Raw genomic sequence first — 12,749 nt, forward strand, 5'->3', positions numbered from 1 at the left:
CCCCCGACCCTTTCTACTTGACCAGCAACGGAAAAACGACTTGGGCGGGCCCGCCGGGGCCGCGCACGGACACGGTGATCTCCCACTGCCCGGACATCGGCAGGGAGACACCCGAGGCGCGGAAGCGGTCGGTGCTCTCCGCCACGGCGAGCACCGGTGGGAACGCGTGGCCCATCTGCGCCATGACCGGTTCGACCAGCACGCTGTCGGGCGCGGGTCCGGTCACCGCGAGAGCGAACGTGTTGCCGCCGATGCGCGGCTCGTCCGCCGAGAACTGGACCGTGTACGGGCCGGAAACCGCTTGCTGCGAGGAGGCTTTCGCGCTGCCGCCGGGCCAGAGCAGCCAGGTGACACCGGCCACGACCACCAGCGCGACGACGGCGATCAGCATCTTGGGGCGTTTCATCGGGAGGCTCCTGTCGTCGGGACCTCCACGATGGCGGGGATCGTCAGCACGCGGTAGCCGCGTTCGGCCTGCAGCCAGATCCGGTACTCCCCGGGCGCGGTGAAGGTGTAGGTGAAGCCGACGTAGGGGCCGTAGGCGGCCACGGTCTCGTCGGGGCGGTCGACCTGCCCCGCGACCGGCGGTGTCATGGCGTGGACGTGCGCCCACGTCGGGGCCTTGGCGGCGGCCGAGCCGACGTCCGGCCCGGTGATCGGACCGGCGACGATGAGGTGGCCGAGCATGCCCAGCCACGGCTGCAGGTCCTGGGTCCGGAAGTGCGCGGTGACGGTGGTCGGTGTTCCCTCGCCGATCGTGAGGTCGACCGGGGTGCCGTCCACCGTCCGCGGCCCGGCGCCGGGCGGTTCGGGCGCGGGCGCGGCGGTGCCCTGCAGGTCCACAGTGGACCGGGCGAGCTGGACACCGCCGCCGCGCCGGACGAGCTCCGCGGCGACGGCGTAGGTGCCCGCTTCCGGGTCGGCGACGTGCACGCGGTAGTCGCCGGGGCCGACCCGCACCGGGTGCAGGTGGCTCATCCGCCCGGACGGCGAGACGAGGACGAGGTGCACCAGCGCGTTGTCGTGGACGAGCAGGTCGTCGACCGGCAGGCCGGTGGCGCCGTCGGCGAAGCTCAGCTTCAGCGCACTGCCCTCGGCGTGCACGGCCAGGTTCACCGGCGTCCGCGAGTAGTCCACTGTGGACAGCGGAAGGTTCCCGTACGGGTCCGTGACGTTGTCGAACGTCGGGTCGAGCTGGCTGCCCGGCGCCGGCGGCGGGGGTGTGCTCGCCGACAGCAGCGCGCCGGTGACCGCGACGGCGATCGCCGCGACCACCGCGCCCGCCGGGACCAGCGCGTACGCCGTCCGCTTCGCCCGAACGCCCACCGCGAGCGCGATCAGCAGGAACGCGCCCGCGGCGACGAACCCGCCGTAGGTCGCCTTCTCCCACGGCGGCACCACCCGCGCGGGCACGAGGAACGGGATCGTGGCGGCCGGACCGGCGCCGTCGCTCACCGACAGCAGCCACGGCCCGGGCTTGTCGACTTGGAGACTTCCCGGGTACACGCCGGGTTCGGCGCCGAGGGTGACGTCGGCCCGCGACGTCACGACCCCGCCGGCCGCGGCGGTCAGGTGCAGCACCCCGGGCGCGGTGCCCTGGTGCGTCACGACGTCGATCCGCAGCGGCGACGGCGTCGTGTCGACCCGGCGGATGATCACGGTCAGCTCACGCGCGCCGAGCGTCTGGGCGACCTGGACGTCGGTGCCCGACGGCGCGCCGTCGGCGTGCGCCGTGCCGCCGCCGGCCGCGATCCCCAGCACGGTCAGCAGCAGCAACAACGCGAATTTCGGTTTCTTCCCCATCGTGGGTCCGAACCTAGCGACGGCGAAGGGTGGCGGGCGTCACGGCGGGGAGGGAACTCCGGTCCCCAGTCCGGGGGACCGGGACCCCCGGGGTCCTCAGGGGTTCAGGAACTTCCGCAGGTGGGAGACGACTTCCCCGGGCTGCTCCTCGGGCAGGAAGTGACCGCATTCGGCCAGGGCCGCACCGGTGACGTCGGTGGCGTACTCCTGCCAGATCTCCAGCGTCGGCAGGGTGCCGAGCAGGCCGTTCGCGCCCCACAGCGCGAGAAGTGGCTGGGTAATGCGCTTTCCGGCGGCGAAGTCGGCGTCGTCGAGCTCGGCGTCGTCCGGGAAGGAGGCGCGGTAGTCGTCGAAACCGGCGCGCAGGGCGCCGGGCTGGGAAAAGGCGCGGACGTATTCGGCGACGGCGTCGGGGTCGAGGCGGTGGCGCTGGTAGGTCCAGCGTTCGAAGAAGTACCCGAGGTAGCCGGCGACGTTCTGGCCGGCGAGCAGCTCCGGCAGGTCGGGCTGGAGGTGGAAGAGCCAGTGCCAGTAGGCCTTCGCGACGCCGGTGTCGAGCCGCTGCCACATCGCGCGGGTCGGGGCGATGTCGAGGACGGCGAGGCGCTCGACCTGGTCCGGCCGGTCGAGCGCCCAGCGGTGGGCGACCCGGCCGCCGCGGTCGTGGCCGGCGACCGCGACCGTGCCGAACCCGAGGTGCTCGGCGAGCGCGGCGACGTCAGCGGCCATCGTGCGCTTGTCGAAGCCGGTCCTCGGTTTGTCCGTGCGGCCGTAACCGCGGAGGTCGGGGGCGATGACGGTGTGGGTCTCGGCGAGGGGTTCGAGGACCCGGTGCCAGCAGTGCGACGTCTGCGGCCAGCCGTGGAGCAGGAACAGCGGCGGGCCGTCGCCGGCCGTGAGGTAGTGCATCCGGAGCCCGTTGACGGTGGCGGTGGTCTCTAACCGGTTCATAGGGTTAGACGGTAGCGGTGCTTCTAACTGTCTTCAAGGGTTAGAATGAGCGCATGGAGTGGGTCTTCGACGGCGGACGGCCGTGCCTCGACCTCGTCAACACGCTGCGCAGCCGGCACGACGGCGGTGTCGAGCTGCTGACCGGGCCCGGCGCGCTGACGGACTGGCTGTCCCTCGCGGGGTTCACGACCGGGCCCGTGCCGGTGACGGCCGGGAACCTGCTGGCGGCCAAGGCGTTGCGGGAAGCCGTGGACCGGGTGCTGCTCGCGGACGGGCCGCCGGACAAGATGGACATCGACCTGGTGAACAACGCGGCGGCCTCGGCCCCGGCGCCCCCGCCGCGGCTGGCCCTGGCCGACGGTGTGCTGCGCCGCGAGGTGCCCGCGCCGAAGGACCCGGTGGCGGCGGCGTTCGCGGCGCTGGCGGCGGACGCGATCGACCTGGCCGCCGGCGACGCTTCGGTGCGGGTGTGCGTGGCGGACGACTGCGGGCTGCGGTTCTGCGACGCCTCGCCGCGGCGGAACCGGCAGTGGTGCTCGATGGCCCGGTGCGGCAACCGCGCCAAGGCCCGCGCCCACTACGCCCGGACCAGCGCCCGCGACTGAGCACCCTGCCGCGGCTGCTCGTGAGTGGTTAGGGCGGTTAGAACCGCCCTAACCACTCACGAGCCTTGCGCCGAGCCGGGGCCGTTGCCGCGGACCAGGCGCTGGTACACCTTCGGGTGGGCGCGGAGCCAGACGTTGAGCTTGCCGATCCAGCGCATGTGCGCCGTCCGCACCCAGGCCGGGATCGGCGTCGAGAAGATTCGCACCACCGCGGCGAAACGCCGGAACCGCCGCTGGTCGCGAAGAGTCCACTGTAGACCGAGGCGGTCCCGGAGGCCGGGCGGCAACGTCGCGCGCAGCAGGAACATCTGGATCCGGGCGTGCCACCGCCACGCCGAATCGGGCAGCCACCGCACCGGCTTGCCCACCGTCCGGATCGTCTCGAAGAGCTGGTCGATCGTCGGGTTCCCGGCGAACCCGGCCACCATCGAGTCGTAGTAGCGCTCGAAAGCCGCCCAGTCCGGCGGCAGATCACCCTCGCGCACGCCGAGCACCCGGCCGATGTCGCACATCTGCGCGTAGTACTCGTCAAGCTCCGAAGTGGACAGTGGACGCCCGAAGAACCGTTGAGCGTCAACCGGAACCTTCACCAGCGTCGCGTGCACCCAGGCATAGGCCTCGGGGTTCAGCGCGCTGTAACGGCGTCCGTCCGCAGAGCCCGTGAACGACCGGTGCAAGGCACGCAACCGCGCCGCTTCCACCCGGGCCCCGGCAGCACCGCCGTAGACGTAGATCGAGAGTGACGCGCCAGTGCGCATCAGCCGGGTCCACGGGTCCGCCGTGTAGTCCGAGTGGTCACGCACCCCTGCCGCCACCACCGGGTGCGCCACCTGCAGCACCAGGACCTGGCCCGCCAGCAGCCCGTCGCGGAAGTCGCCGAAGTACTTCCACGCCGCCGTGCCGCGGACGACGGGCCGGGCCATCACGCGCCGCGGATCAGCATCATCAGCGGCTCGGCGACCGGCGTCGCGGTGTCGCCGGTGGCCAGGCGGCGCAGCTGCAGCCCGGCGATCAGCGCCACCACCGGCCCGGCCAGCCGGCGCGGGTCGGGCACGCCCAGGGCTTCGAGGATCGTCACGGCCAGCTCGTCGTACGCCGCGAAGCAGCGCGAAGAAGCTTCCTGCAGCTCCGGATCGCGCGCGGACTGGAGGTACAGCTCGTGCGCGCCGAGCTCGTCGGTGCCGAACGGCAGCTGCGCGATCACGTGCTCGACGACCGACGCCGCCTGCTCGACGCTGAGGCCGGCCGCGCGGTAGCCGTCGACGATCGCGCCGAGCTTCGCCGTCTCGTCCTCGACGAACATCAGCATCGCCTCGCGCAGCAACGCCGTCTGGCTGGGGAAGTGGTAGGTCAGCGTGCCGAGCGAGACACCGGCGGCGGCCACGATCCGGCGGTTGGTCAGCCCGCCGACCCCGTGTTCGCCGACGACGGTCAGCGCGCCGCGCAGGATGGCGTCCCGGGTGCTTACCAGCTTGTCTCGGGATGCCGCTCCGGCCACCGTTCGACCTCTTCCAGTTGCGCGGCAAGCGAAATCAGCCGCTCCTCGGCGTGCGACGGGCCGAGCAGCTGGGCTCCGAGCGGGAGCCCGCCGGCCGTGAGCCCGGCCGGGACGTTGACCCCCGGCCAGCCCAGCACGTTCCACGGCCAAGCGTACGGGCAGGCGGCGATCATGGCCTGGTCGGTCTCCCAGCCGGACAGCCCGTCGAAGGTGCCGATCGGCGGCGGCGGGGTCGCGGTGGTCGGCGTCAGCAGGACGTCGACGCGGCCGAACACCGAGCCGATCCGCCGGTGCAGCCCGGGCTCGAGGGCCCGGGCGAGCCGCAGCGCGGGCCCGGCCAGCAGGCGGCCTTGGCTCGCGTTGCTGCGCGTGCGCTTGTCGAGCCCAGTGCGGTCCGGCACGCGCAACGTCCAGTCGCGGACGCCGGTGAGCGAGCGCGGCAGGAACGTCAGGCCGATGAGCCCGTAGTCCGGTTCGACCTCGACGATCTCGTGGCCCAGCCCGGCGAGCGACTCGGCGAGCCGGCGCACGGCGGCTTCGACGACCGGGTCGAGCCGCGTTTTGGTGGCGGTGAACGGGATCCGCGTCGACAGGCCGATCCGGAGCCTGCCCGGCTCGCGCGCGGCGGCGGTCCGGAACGTGCTGCCGGTGGCGGCGGCGACGTCGAGCAGCAGGGCGGCGTCCTCGACGGTCCGGGCGAGCGGGCCGAGCACGGTCAGGCCGTGGAACAGCTCGCCGTCGGTCGGGATCCGGCCGCGCTGGGTCTTGACGCCGACGAGCCCGGTCCACGCGGCGGGGATGCGCACCGAGCCGGCGCCGTCGGACCCGAGCGCGGCCGCGATGGCCCCCGACGCCACCGCGGCCGCGCTCCCGCCCGAAGAACCCCCGGGGGTGTGGCCGGGGTGCCACGGGTTGCGCGTCACGCCGAAGGCCGGGCCCTCGGTGAACGGCCACTGGCCCAGCTCGGGGGTGTTCGTCTTGCCGATGATGACGGCGCCGGCTTCCCGCAGCAGCGCGACGGCGGGCGCGTCGGCCGTCGCGGACGGGAAGTCCCCGGCGCAGCCGAACGCCGTCGGCAGGCCGGTGAGGTCGACGTCGTCCTTGATCGCGACGGGCACGCCGAGCAGGGGAGCCCGCTCGCCGGCCGCGAGCCGCCGGTCGGCTTCGGCGGCTTCGAGGGGAGCTTCGGCGTCGCGGAGGTGCCGGAACGCGTTGAGCGTGGGCTGGCTCGCGTGCGCGCGCCCGAGGGCCGCGGCGGTGAGCTCGGCGGCGGTGACCTCACCCGCGGCGAGCTGCGCGGCCTGGGCGGTCAGGCCCGTGAAGTCGAGGCCGGTCTTCGGCGTTGCGGTCACGGGCACCCCCGGAAGTCTCGTTCGTTCGAACGAACGTTACCGGATACCGGTGGTCTCCGGCTACTCCTGGACGCACCGATGAGTTTTCGGCGCCGCTGCCGTCTACCCGGGAAACCACTTCAGGAGGAGCAACCATGGCCACGGTGCACACCGGCATGACGATGTCGCTCGACGGGTTTGTCGCCGACCGGCGGGGCAGGACGGCCCGGCTGTCCGACCCCGCGGCGTCGAACGGCAGCGAGTTCATGGCCGCGCTGATCCGCGAAACCGGTGCGGTCGTCCTGGGCCGGCGGACGTTCGACATGGCCGAGGACCCCGACTGGTACGTCGGCAACTACGAGTTCCAGACGCCGATCTTCGTGGTCACCCACACCCCGCCGCCCGTCCCGCCGAAGCAGGACGAGAACCTGACCTTCACGTTCGTCACCGACGGGATCGCCTCGGCGATCGCCCAGGCCAGGGCCGCCGCGGGCGACCTGGCCGTCAAGGCGATCGGCGCGAGCGTGGTCCGGCAGGTCCTGCGGGCCGGCCTCGCCGACGAACTGCACGTCGACGTCGCGCCCGTGCTGCTGGGCGCCGGGCTGCGGCTGTTCGACGACCCCGCGCTCGAAGGCGTCACCCTCGAGAAGATCGACGCCCGGGACGTGGGGACGTTCACGGCGCTCCGCTACCGGTGCTCGGCCCCTATCGTGGGGGCATGAACTTCGACGGGTTCCCCACCGCCGCATTGGACGCCGTTCCCCGCGTCGACCTGGGCGGCTGGCCGACTCCGCTGCACGCGGCGCCCCGCCTCGGCGAGGCGCTCGGCCTGCCGAACCTCCTGCTCAAGCGCGACGACGTGCACCCGCTCGGCGCGGGCGGCAACAAGCTCCGCAAGCTGGAGTACCACCTCGGCGCTGCCCTCGAAGCGGGCGCGGACACCGTGATCACCTTCGGCGCCCTGCAGACCAACCACGGCCGCCAGACCGCCGCGGCCTGCGCGAAACTCGGCCTGCGCTGCGAGCTCGTCCTGACCGCGAAGGTCCCGCGTGCCGGCGAAGCGTACGAGCACTCCGGCAACATCCCGCTCGACTGGCTCTTCGGCGCGACGGTGCACGTGTGCGCCGACGGCGAGGAGACCGGCCGGACGTACGACCGGCTCGTCGCCGAAGCCGCCGCGGAAGGCCGCAAGGTCGCCACGATCCCGGTCGGCGGGTCCGACGAGCTGGGTGTGCTCGGCTACGTCCGTGCCACGTACGAGCTCGCGACCCAGCTCGCCGACCGCGGCATCGACCGAGCCCACCTCGTCGTCCCGCACGCCAGCGGCGGCACGGCGGCCGGGGTGGCGCTGGCCACCGGGCTGCTCGGCGGCCTCGGGGTCGGCGTCGCCTGCGTCAGCCACCCGCTCGACGAGGCCACGGAGAACCTGCGCGAACTCACCGCCGGCGCGGCCAAGCTGCTCGGCGTCGAACCGCCGTCGCTCGACCACGTCCGGCTGGGCGACTCCACGCTCGGCCCCGGTTACGGCATCCCGACCGACGCCGTCTGGGACGCGCTAAAGCTGTTCGGGCGCACGGAAGGCGTCGTGCTCGACCCGGTTTACAGCGGCAAGGTGGCCGCTGCCCTGGTCGAGTGGGCGGGCCACTTCGCCCCGGACGAGCACGTGGTGTTCCTGCACACCGGCGGCATGCCCGGCCTGTACGGCTACGGCCCCGAATTCGCGGCGGCCGTCGAGGGCTGACTCCACGCGGGTCGCGACCCGCAGCAGGGTGAACAGCAGCCCGACGTCGGCGAGCAGCAGCAGCCGTTGCGTGACCCCGATCGGCAGCAGGTTCGACACCTCGGGGAACGGCTCGACGCCGGCTTCGCTGAGCCGCACGAACACGAAGCTCAGGGCGAAGAAGGCGAACGCCACCGCGGTCAGCCGGATCGCGCGGACGAGCAGCACGCACTCCGGCCGTCCCTTCAGCGGTTCCAGCAGCGAGAACGCGGCGCCGGGCAGGCTGAGGAACGCGACCAGGCACGCGTAGAGGTGGATCTCGCCGCTCACCGGGTCGGGCGCCTCCGGGTAGCTCGCCGGGAAGATCGCGGCCGCGGCCATGCCGAGCGACCAGAGCGTGAGCAGCAGCCGCGTCGTCCGCGACAACGGCACCCCGGCGACCTGCAGCGCGCCCAGCACCGCCAGTGAGCCGATCGCCAGCGACAGCACGCTCGCCCCGAGCATCCCTTCGCCGCGGTCGGTGACGGTGTAGCTCGACAGCGTGTCGTACACCGGGTCGTGCGAGCTGATGATGTGCAGCACCACGGCCGTGAACAGCCCCCAGCCGATCGCCCCGAACGCCACGAGCCGCCACGGTCTCGTGCGCTTCCCCTGTTCCGTCCCCATGGCGTTCAGGTTCTCGGACAACGGGACGGCCGTGATCGGGGAAGACCCTGAATTCACCCCCGAGAGAAGTCGGCCAGCACCAGTGCCTGGTCGTCGTGGCGCTTCGGCCGCGGCCAGCGTTCGCCGTCCGGGTCCTGCTTTTCGGCGGTGCGGACGGCGGCCAGCACGGCGTCCGGCCCGTCGGCGCGGGTGATCGCCAGGACTTCGCGCCAGTCGAACAGGTGGTACTGGTCGACGCCGATGGAGACACCGTCGCTGGCGAGCAGGACGGCGTCGACGGCGTCGCGCGGCCAGCTGCGGCGGATCGCGTGCGCGGCCGCGCCGGGGTCGGCTTCGGCGACCCAGAAGCCGTCGTGGGCGTTGCGGCGACGCCGGACGTCGGCGCCGGTCTGGAGCATCCCGCGGCGCCGCAGGCCGGCGAGCCGGTCGTCCGAGACGACGTCGACGCCGAAGCGGCCGAAGCCCACCACCGGGCTGTCGGCCAGGACGAGGGCGTCGACGCGGTCGTCGAGCCAGCGCACGGCGGCGACCGTGCTCGACGGCGACTGCCGCGGCCGCAACGCGTTCTCGGTCGTCACGGCGGCGATCGCGCGGGTCAGGACGTCGGTGAGGTCGGCTTCGGGGGCCGCGAGGAGGTCGTCGGCGAGGCGCCGCGCCAGGCGTTCGGCGTACCAGCCGCCCGGGGGGAGCGAGGGGTCCGGTGAGGTGGCGCCGTCGAGGACCAGGACCGCGTTGTCCAGCACGACGACGTGGTCTTCGGTCGGGCGGGGGTGGCCGTCGGCGCCCACCCCGGCCCGCTCGGCGATCACGATCTCGGGCATCACCCGACTGTACGGCCCACCCCTCGAGGCTTCGCGCTGAAGCTGTCAACTCAGGTTGACACGCGTCGATTGTCAACGTAGGTTGACAGGCATGACGGAAGCGACGGACCTGGCCGCCCGGGCCGGCGACCGCGATCCCCGGGTGGGACTGCGAGCGGTCGCCGCGCTCCGGCGGCTGGTGGAACAACTGGAGGCCGTGCAGGTCCGCAGCGCGCGGATCAACGGCTGGTCATGGCAGGAGATCGCCGCCGAGCTGGGGGTCAGCCGGCAGGCCGTGCACAAGAAGTACGGGAGGCACTGATGTTCGAGAGGTTCACCACCGACGCGCGAACGGCGGTCGTCGAGGCGCAGATCGTGGCGCGGGAGTCCGGCTCGGTGGAGATCGCGCCGGCCCACCTGCTCGCCGGGCTGGTGCGGACCGAGGTTCCGCTGCTCGCCGAGCTGGGCATCGCCGCCGAAGACGTCGCCGCGGAACTGGAGCGCACCCGGCGCCGCGGCGGGGTCAGCGACGCCGACGCCGAGGCGCTCACCGAGTTCGGCATCAACGTCGAGCAGATCGTCGAACGGATCGAGCAGGCCCACGGCGAGGGCGCCCTCGCCGGCCGGCTCGGCCCGGCCAAACGCGGGCACATCCCCTTCACCAGCCAGTCGAAGAAGACGCTCGAGCTGAGCCTGAAGGAAGCCGTCCGGCTCGGCGACAAGCACCTGGGCCAGGAGCACATCCTGCTGGCGCTGGCCCAGCAGCGCGGCACCGACGACGTCCTCGCGCGCCACGGCGCCGACTACGTCACGCTGCGCCGGGTGGTGCAGCAGCGCAAGGCGAGCTAGTGAACGGGCTCCTGCTCCTCGCGCTGCGGTTCACGCCACACCACGAGCGGCAGCAGCGCCTGGGTCAGCGGCCCGATGGCGAGGGCGTAGAGCACCGTGCCCACGCCGACGGTCCCGCCGAGCAGGAAACCCACCGCGACGACGGTGACCTCGATGCCGGTGCGCACCAGCCGGACCGACCAGCCGGTGCGCCCCGCGAGCCCGGTCATCAGGCCGTCCCGCGGGCCCGGGCCGAGCCGCGCGCCGACGTAGGTGGCCGTCGCGACGCCGTTCAGCGTGATCCCGCCGGCCAGCAGCACGATCTGCCAGGCCAGGTCGTGCTGGTCCGGGACCAGCGCCCGGACGGCGTCGACCATGACCGAGATGACCACGACGTTCGCGATGGTGCCGATGCCGGGCCGCTGGCGCAGCGGGATCCACAGCAGGAGCACGACGACGGAGATCAGGCCGGTCACCGTGCCGAACGTCAGCCCGGTGTGCTTCAGGACGCCTTCGGCCAGCACGCTCCACGGCTCCAGGCCGAGGCCGGCGCGGGTGACCAGGGCGACGCTGGTGCCGTAGAGGGCGAGGCCGCCGAGCAGCTGGGCACTGCGGCGGACGGGGTCACGGGAGATCCGGACGGGCCGGAGATCGATCTGAGCCACCCCTGCACTATCCGCCGCAAGTGGCCTTGTAAACCATAGCCAATTCCAGGATATTGGCCTTATGGAAGCCACTGTCCCACTCGGTGGACGCATCTCTGGTCCTCGATTGGCCGTCATGCTGGGCTCGTGGCGTCAAGGCTCACGCCAGGGCGCGGCCGACCTCGCCGCGGCCATCGAGCTGCAGGTGCTCGACGGCCAGCTCCCGCTCGGCACCCGGCTGCCCGCCGAGCGGGAGCTCGCCGACGCGCTCGGCGCCAGCCGGACGCTGATCGGCGCGGCCCTGGACCGGTTGCGGGAGAACGGGTTCGTCGCGAGCCGCCGGGGCGCGGGGTCGTGGGTCGCCGCGCCCGGGCGGCGTCGCCGCGGCCCGCTCGCCCCGGCCGGGGGCGGCGCGATCGACTTCACCCACGCGTCCTCGCCGGCCATCCCGGGCACGGCGGCGGCGGTCGACGCGGCCCGCGTCCGCCTCGCCGACCACCTCGGCGACCACGGGTACCAGGAGCGCGGCCTGCTCGCCCTGCGGGAGCGGATCGCCCGGCGCTACACCGAACGCGGGCTGCCGACGACCCCCGCGCAGGTGATGGTCACCAACGGCGCGCACCACGCGTTCGTCCTGGTCCTGCGGATGCTCGCGGGCCCGGGTGACCGGGTCCTGGTGGAGCAGCCGACCTACCCGAACGCCCTCGAGGCGATCCGCGCCGCGCACGCCATCCCGGTGCCGGTCGCGCTCGACCCGGCCGGCGAGCGCGGCTGGGACATCACCGGGATCGACGCGGCGCTGCGCCAGGCGTCCCCGCGGCTCGGGTACCTCGTGGTCGACTTCCAGAACCCGACCGGCCTGCGCCTGGACGCCGAGGGCCGCGAACGGCTCGGCGCCGTGCTCGCCCGCGCCCGCACTCCGGTGGTCGTCGACGAGACGCTCGTCGAGCTGGACCTCGAAGGCGACCCCCTCGACGGGCCGCCGCCGCTGGCCGCGTTCGCCGGTGACCTGGTGATCTGCGTCGGCTCGGCGTCGAAGACCCACTGGGGTGGCCTGCGGCTGGGCTGGATCCGCGCGTCGGAGGACCTGCTCGGCCGGCTGGTCTCGGCGCGTTATGCGGTCGACCTGGGGTCACCGGTGTTCGAGCAGCTCGTGCTGACCGAGCTGCTCGACGACGAGAGCGCGCTGGCCCGCCGTCGTGAAGAGCTGCGCGGCTACCGCGACGCGCTCGCCGACGCCGTGCACCGGCACCTGCCGGAGTGGACGTTCACGGTGCCGAAGGGCGGCCTGTCGCTGTGGTGCCGGATGCCGGAGCCGGTGAGCTCACGCCTCGCGGTCGCGGCGGCGAGCCACGGCGTCCAGGTGGCGCCGGGCTCGCGGTTCGGGGTCCACGGCGGCCTGGAGCGCTGGCTCCGCCTGCCGTTCTCCCTGCCGCCGGAGACGATGGAAGAGGCTGTCCGCCGGCTGGGCGCCGCGGCGGCGTCGGTCAGCGGGACACCGGACTCGCTCGCCGCGCCGATCGCCTGAAGGCGGACAAAAAACGAACCGGTGCGCTGGATGCGAGCCTGCTCCCAGGGATGGGCGGCGTTCATGTGCATCCAGCGCACCGGTTCGTCGTTCACACCCCCGCTCACGGACGTGACCCCGTTCGCGGGTAACCGCTGGCTTCCCGGCACAGCCCCTCGACGTGCCGGGAAGCCGGCGGTTCAGGCGTGCTCTCGGTACTGCGAGTCCTCGCTCGGCGCGGTGAGCAAGGGCTCCCGGAGCTCGCCCGGTGTGGGTCCCGGGGGGGGGGGGGGGGGGGGGGGAGGGGGGGGGGGGGGAGGGCGGAGGGGGGGGGGGGGGGGGGGGGGGGGGGGGGGGGTTATCCTACCCCCTGCCACTGGATCAGGATAGAGAGCG

At 73.4% G+C, this 12,749-nt stretch carries 14 protein-coding genes and 1 pseudogene; 6 read left to right on the forward strand and 9 right to left on the reverse strand.

Annotation, left to right across the window (positions count from 1 at the left end):
* Positions 1 to 13: 13 nt before the first annotated feature.
* From ACZ63E_RS41700 to ACZ63E_RS41710, 3 genes are all read right to left on the reverse strand, one after another.
* Positions 14 to 406, reverse strand: coding sequence for a FixH family protein (locus ACZ63E_RS41700; protein ID WP_465341846.1), 393 nt, complete (start codon positions 404 to 406; stop codon positions 14 to 16).
* Complete coding sequence (locus ACZ63E_RS41705) at positions 403 to 1,803, reverse strand: hypothetical protein (protein ID WP_465341847.1); 1,401 nt, start codon at positions 1,801 to 1,803, stop codon at positions 403 to 405. The genes ACZ63E_RS41700 and ACZ63E_RS41705 overlap by 4 nt, the downstream gene beginning before the upstream one ends.
* Positions 1,804 to 1,899: 96 nt before the next feature.
* Positions 1,900 to 2,754, reverse strand: a complete 855-nt coding sequence (locus tag ACZ63E_RS41710; RefSeq protein ID WP_465341848.1) for an alpha/beta fold hydrolase — start codon at positions 2,752 to 2,754, stop codon at positions 1,900 to 1,902.
* Between the two features lie 53 nt (positions 2,755 to 2,807).
* On the opposite strand from ACZ63E_RS41710, the gene ACZ63E_RS41715 reads away from it, so the two are divergent.
* Positions 2,808 to 3,359, forward strand: coding sequence for a CGNR zinc finger domain-containing protein (locus tag ACZ63E_RS41715; RefSeq protein WP_465341849.1), 552 nt, complete (start codon positions 2,808 to 2,810; stop codon positions 3,357 to 3,359).
* A gap of 56 nt (positions 3,360 to 3,415) precedes the next feature.
* On the opposite strand, the gene ACZ63E_RS41720 is transcribed toward ACZ63E_RS41715, so the two are convergent.
* From ACZ63E_RS41720 to ACZ63E_RS41730, 3 genes are read right to left on the reverse strand one after another with little or no spacing between them, the layout of a single operon-like run.
* Positions 3,416 to 4,282 carry an oxygenase MpaB family protein gene (locus tag ACZ63E_RS41720; RefSeq protein ID WP_465341850.1) on the reverse strand — a complete coding sequence of 289 codons (867 nt, stop codon included), beginning with the start codon at positions 4,280 to 4,282 and terminating at the stop codon, positions 3,416 to 3,418.
* A complete protein-coding gene (locus ACZ63E_RS41725; RefSeq protein ID WP_465341851.1) occupies positions 4,282 to 4,857 on the reverse strand; it encodes a TetR/AcrR family transcriptional regulator in 576 nt (191 codons plus the stop codon). The genes ACZ63E_RS41720 and ACZ63E_RS41725 overlap by 1 nt, the downstream gene beginning before the upstream one ends.
* Positions 4,824 to 6,215 (reverse strand): amidase, encoded by a 1,392-nt coding sequence (locus ACZ63E_RS41730; RefSeq protein ID WP_465341852.1) that lies wholly within the window; start codon positions 6,213 to 6,215, stop codon positions 4,824 to 4,826. Before ACZ63E_RS41730 ends, ACZ63E_RS41725 begins: the two co-directional genes overlap by 34 nt.
* Before the next feature lie 128 nt (positions 6,216 to 6,343).
* Here ACZ63E_RS41730 and ACZ63E_RS41735 point away from each other — a divergent pair, with 128 nt between their 5' ends.
* A complete protein-coding gene (locus ACZ63E_RS41735; protein ID WP_465341853.1) occupies positions 6,344 to 6,910 on the forward strand; it encodes a dihydrofolate reductase family protein in 567 nt (188 codons plus the stop codon).
* Positions 6,907 to 7,929, forward strand: coding sequence for a D-cysteine desulfhydrase family protein (locus ACZ63E_RS41740; RefSeq protein WP_465341854.1), 1,023 nt, complete (start codon positions 6,907 to 6,909; stop codon positions 7,927 to 7,929). The genes ACZ63E_RS41735 and ACZ63E_RS41740 overlap by 4 nt, the downstream gene beginning before the upstream one ends.
* 81 nt (positions 7,930 to 8,010) lie before the next feature.
* On the opposite strand, the pseudogene ACZ63E_RS41745 reads toward ACZ63E_RS41740, so the two are convergent.
* Together ACZ63E_RS41745 and ACZ63E_RS41750 are read right to left on the reverse strand one after the other, a co-directional pair.
* Positions 8,011 to 8,574 (reverse strand): annotated as a pseudogene (locus ACZ63E_RS41745) (DUF998 domain-containing protein); the annotation flags it as partial.
* Positions 8,575 to 8,627: 53 nt separating this feature from the next.
* On the reverse strand, positions 8,628 to 9,395 hold the full coding sequence (locus tag ACZ63E_RS41750; RefSeq protein WP_465341855.1) for a protein phosphatase 2C domain-containing protein: 768 nt from the start codon (positions 9,393 to 9,395) through the stop codon (positions 8,628 to 8,630).
* 91 nt (positions 9,396 to 9,486) lie between these two features.
* On the opposite strand from ACZ63E_RS41750, the gene ACZ63E_RS41755 reads away from it, so the two are divergent.
* On the forward strand, positions 9,487 to 9,696 hold the full coding sequence (locus ACZ63E_RS41755) for a helix-turn-helix domain-containing protein (RefSeq protein ID WP_284750436.1): 210 nt from the start codon (positions 9,487 to 9,489) through the stop codon (positions 9,694 to 9,696).
* Positions 9,696 to 10,223 (forward strand): Clp protease N-terminal domain-containing protein, encoded by a 528-nt coding sequence (locus ACZ63E_RS41760; RefSeq protein ID WP_465313790.1) that lies wholly within the window; start codon positions 9,696 to 9,698, stop codon positions 10,221 to 10,223. The genes ACZ63E_RS41755 and ACZ63E_RS41760 overlap by 1 nt, the downstream gene beginning before the upstream one ends.
* Here the strand turns inward: ACZ63E_RS41760 and yczE are convergent.
* Complete coding sequence (yczE, locus tag ACZ63E_RS41765; RefSeq protein ID WP_465313791.1) at positions 10,220 to 10,867, reverse strand: membrane protein YczE; 648 nt, start codon at positions 10,865 to 10,867, stop codon at positions 10,220 to 10,222. The genes ACZ63E_RS41760 and yczE overlap by 4 nt on opposite strands.
* 61 nt (positions 10,868 to 10,928) lie before the next feature.
* Here yczE and yczR point away from each other — a divergent pair, with 61 nt between their 5' ends.
* A complete protein-coding gene (gene yczR / locus ACZ63E_RS41770; protein WP_465341856.1) occupies positions 10,929 to 12,374 on the forward strand; it encodes a MocR-like transcription factor YczR in 1,446 nt (481 codons plus the stop codon).
* The last annotated feature ends 375 nt before the right edge of the window (positions 12,375 to 12,749 follow it).

Source organism: Amycolatopsis sp. NPDC104819 (assembly GCF_055583145.1).

Excerpts from the sequence above, each read along its gene's own strand:
- ACZ63E_RS41740 (WP_465341854.1), top strand. The coding sequence starts at position 6,907 with ATGAACTTCGACGGGTTCCCCACCGCCGCATTGGACGCCGTTCCCCGC.
- ACZ63E_RS41720 (WP_465341850.1), bottom strand. The coding sequence starts at position 4,282 with ATGGCCCGGCCCGTCGTCCGCGGCACGGCGGCGTGGAAGTACTTCGGC.
- ACZ63E_RS41710 (WP_465341848.1), bottom strand. The coding sequence starts at position 2,754 with ATGAACCGGTTAGAGACCACCGCCACCGTCAACGGGCTCCGGATGCAC.
- ACZ63E_RS41760 (WP_465313790.1), top strand. The coding sequence starts at position 9,696 with ATGTTCGAGAGGTTCACCACCGACGCGCGAACGGCGGTCGTCGAGGCG.
- ACZ63E_RS41750 (WP_465341855.1), bottom strand. The coding sequence starts at position 9,395 with ATGCCCGAGATCGTGATCGCCGAGCGGGCCGGGGTGGGCGCCGACGGC.
- ACZ63E_RS41715 (WP_465341849.1), top strand. The coding sequence starts at position 2,808 with ATGGAGTGGGTCTTCGACGGCGGACGGCCGTGCCTCGACCTCGTCAAC.
- ACZ63E_RS41705 (WP_465341847.1), bottom strand. The coding sequence starts at position 1,803 with ATGGGGAAGAAACCGAAATTCGCGTTGTTGCTGCTGCTGACCGTGCTG.
- yczR (WP_465341856.1), top strand. The coding sequence starts at position 10,929 with ATGGAAGCCACTGTCCCACTCGGTGGACGCATCTCTGGTCCTCGATTG.
- ACZ63E_RS41700 (WP_465341846.1), bottom strand. The coding sequence starts at position 406 with ATGAAACGCCCCAAGATGCTGATCGCCGTCGTCGCGCTGGTGGTCGTG.
- ACZ63E_RS41735 (WP_465341853.1), top strand. The coding sequence starts at position 6,344 with ATGGCCACGGTGCACACCGGCATGACGATGTCGCTCGACGGGTTTGTC.
- ACZ63E_RS41755 (WP_284750436.1), top strand. The coding sequence starts at position 9,487 with ATGACGGAAGCGACGGACCTGGCCGCCCGGGCCGGCGACCGCGATCCC.